Annotated in this window: 3 protein-coding genes; 1 reads left to right on the top strand and 2 read right to left on the bottom strand. The window is 46.2% G+C overall.

Annotated elements, in window-relative coordinates; all coding sequences use genetic code 11:
• Window positions 1-165: 165 nt before the first annotated feature.
• On the bottom strand, window positions 166-1,305 hold the full coding sequence (locus AKL11_RS06585; protein ID WP_067515800.1) for an ISL3 family transposase: 1,140 nt from the start codon (window positions 1,303-1,305) through the stop codon (window positions 166-168).
• A 249-nt stretch (window positions 1,306-1,554) separates the two neighbouring features.
• Between AKL11_RS06585 and AKL11_RS26600 the strand changes: the two genes are divergently transcribed.
• Complete coding sequence (locus tag AKL11_RS26600; RefSeq protein ID WP_067515798.1) at window positions 1,555-1,773, top strand: hypothetical protein; 219 nt, start codon at window positions 1,555-1,557, stop codon at window positions 1,771-1,773.
• Window positions 1,774-1,964: 191 nt separating this feature from the next.
• Here AKL11_RS26600 and AKL11_RS06565 read toward each other — a convergent pair whose 3' ends face one another.
• Entirely contained in the window at window positions 1,965-3,056 is a 1,092-nt protein-coding gene (locus tag AKL11_RS06565) for an IS4 family transposase (protein WP_436404690.1), read from the bottom strand.
• Window positions 3,057-3,164: the final 108 nt, after the last annotated feature.

Raw genomic sequence — 3,164 nt, 5'->3', positions numbered from 1 at the left:
CTGTAACAGATCTTCAAACTCCAACATTGACTTTCCATGCTGGATAGTGATGAGAACTTGGGTTTCGGAGTTTTTTGAAGAAAGTATCTGGGCAGGCATGGCAGCAAACATAAACGTCAGTAGTCAATTACTAATAGAGTAGATGCTTTTTAAATACTTGCTACATTATTCAGGCTGAGCACCCGCCTGTATCACTGAGTTCAAACCTTCCAGTAGACCATTATTGATCTGACTTTCTTTCCAGTTCAGAACACCGTCCCAGTGTCGTTTGATGGTCTTTGCAGCTTTTACCATGGGCTCCAGTCGGCTGTGGGTAGCCCAGAAGTACCACTTGTTTAGTCTTGCCTCAAACTCCTCTTTGCTTGGTGCCGTATAGATTTGCTGAAAGGTTTCCCTTATTTGTAAGGCTCGCACCGACTTCAGGTTAAGTCCGGGCATAGAGAGTTCATCTCGTTTCGCTTTCTGTTTTGCTGTCAGATTGCTTTCGTTTTTCAGAAGCGCATAGCGTGCGCCAACCAGTAACGGGTTGGTTTTCGCCTCTTCTTTGCGCACGCTGTTTACTGCCTCGTTGATAATCTTGACGATATGAAACTTGTCAAAGGTGACACTGGCTTCGGGCAGTTGTTCCCGTACGCCTTTGATAAAGGCTGGCGACATGTCGCAGCTAACCTGCTTGATGTTCTCCGCCTTACCATTGTGTTCTTCCAGATCGGTCGTAAATGCCTTGACCGTTTCGCTGCCTTTGCCATCGGTGACAAATACAGTACGTCTTTCTTCAAGATCGACGAACAAGGTTATGTAATCGTGCCCCAGGGCAGATGACGTTTCATCCATGCCAATGGTGTGGAGTTGGCTGTAGTCTTCTTCAGCCCGCGCTGTAGTGACGTAAAGCTCCAGCAGTGACCACAGTCGGTAATCAGAGGCCCCGGTCAACTTGCTGACATGATGCACCGGCATTGAACGACACATCTGAAGTAGGAAGGCTTCGAACAGAAGAGTGAAGCCATTCAGCTTTCCACTCCAGGGCGGAGAAATCAGGCGAGGCTTGTTATCGCCTCTTTTAACTCGTGGAACACGGGCATGCAGATAGCACTCGTGTTGGAAGAAATTCATATGCCGCCACTCTTTTCTKACAGTGTCGTATGCTTTGTATTCCTTGCCTGCAGGGTCTTCTGGGTCTTTGAATGTGGTTCCTCGTTGAAAGTTAATGAATATGTCCAGACGCGATTGATCTGCATCGAAATTCAGGKACTCAATGTACCAGGGAGAGGTGATGCCCAGGGCTGTCTGAAACAGGTCTTTCATGGGTGATTTATGGCAGGTTCTGCAACAAAAAAGAAGGTGGGCAAATATACACTTACCCACTCATTTTTCAAAAGAGCCTCATTATTGTCATAGCACCCAAGATGAACTGGTGAAGAATGTCAAAGCCTTCTGCGTGCAGATTAACCAAAAACCAGTCGAGTTAGCCGACAGACTCCATACCAAGACGTCTCTTGACGAGGAGGAAGAGGTGCTCAGAAAACCGGTTAAGCCAAAACCAAAATAAAACCGATGGTTTCAAGTGAGTTTTGGTTTAGCATGTTCTCTGGTTCTGGAGGAAGTGCAAGTGAAGAGCCGGAGTATAACAATGTTACGGGTACTTCAGGAGTCGATAATCTTCAGGGAACAGCAGCGGCCGATGCACTTTATGGGCTAGCAGGCGATGATGTCATTACCGGGGGGGGGGCGAGGATCTTTACAATGGTGGCCCAGGCAATGATCGTTATGTGATTACGGATACAGATGATACGAAAGTTATCAATTTTGTTTCTTCCCCAGAGCAGAAAGACGTTATTGATCTCAGCCAAGTCCTGCCTGCTGGTGCTAACGGTGCAAATATAGCGAATTACATTAGTGTTTCTATAAGCGGAGTCACGCTCGATACATTAGGGGTGGGAAACTTCTTTGGCCAAGATCCGCTGCTATGTACGGGACAAAACATGTAAGAGCATTTGAAAGTTGACTTGGTCGCTTTTTGCACAGCTATTTTTCAGAACCCTGCGAAGTATATCCAGTCCCAGTCTGAAAAGGGCTTTGGCAGGTCGCCCATGTTTATTTAGAGGAAGCTGTTTTGCATCTCCATAACTCCAGTGGCCAACAAGCAAGCACCATGTAAATGCCAGAGCAAGGATACCCATCAACTTATCCATACGATCAAGGTTGGTCATATGAGTAGATTCAAGGTCAAACCCACGGCTTTTGAGGCATCCAAACAGCGTCTCTATCGACCAGCGTTTGTAGTAATCTTCTACCATGGTTTCTGGCTTTTTGGTGGCGACAACAATGAGAAGCCCATCCACTGAACGTCTTGCACCAATATACAGACTAACGCCTGARMCCTTGCGTTTGCTGTGCCAGGTCACGACCTGATACAGCTTTATGTTCCTAAATAGCTGCACGGCCTTGATAGGCTTGCCTCCACTCCCCATAACGGAAGTGTTATCTTTGATACGGAGCCGACAGACAATACCCTGTTTATCCAGCCAGTCGAACCATTCGTGACCAATGAATTCACGGTCTGCAAGCAACCCATCTATCTTTTTTGCAGGTATCAGTTTCAGAACTCTTTTCATGATGGCAATGCGTTCATCTGCATTTGAGTTGCCACCACTCTTATCGAGACAAGTCCAGACAATGGGAATAGACGCACCTTGCCAGGCAATAGAAACCACCAGATAGTTAATGTGCTGGCTACCAAATTGCCAGTTGGTTCTATCCATGCAAAGTGTGTAGCTGGTAAGGTTTAACCAATGAAGTATGAGCTTTCYCAACTGCTCATAGCAGTATGTATATTTCTCAAAGAAGCGCTTTATACGACGATAGCTGGACTCTTCCTGAGCCTTACTCTGAAACTCTTCAGCCACTCGATACAAGTTACATGAGCGCCCCCTCATCAAGCCGAGAATGAATTGGGCAAGAAACAGTATCCGGGCTTGATGCCAAGGGAGATGAGCTTTAAGCTCCTTTGCTAGGAGGCTGACCGAGAATAGCCCGGTTAGCTCTCCTAAAACCAGCTCAACCTGAAAGCGCTCAAATAATGATCAGCATTTAGACCTTAATTTTCCACTTTACTCATATTCAGGCCTTTTTAAGGCATTTATGCTGCATTTTTAACCTTTTTC

The sequence above is a fragment of the Endozoicomonas ascidiicola genome (assembly GCF_001646945.1).
Lineage (GTDB): Bacteria > Pseudomonadota > Gammaproteobacteria > Pseudomonadales > Endozoicomonadaceae > Endozoicomonas > Endozoicomonas ascidiicola.
The sequence above is the reverse complement of the archived record's forward strand: the minus strand, read 5'-3'. Positions and strand labels throughout refer to the sequence as shown.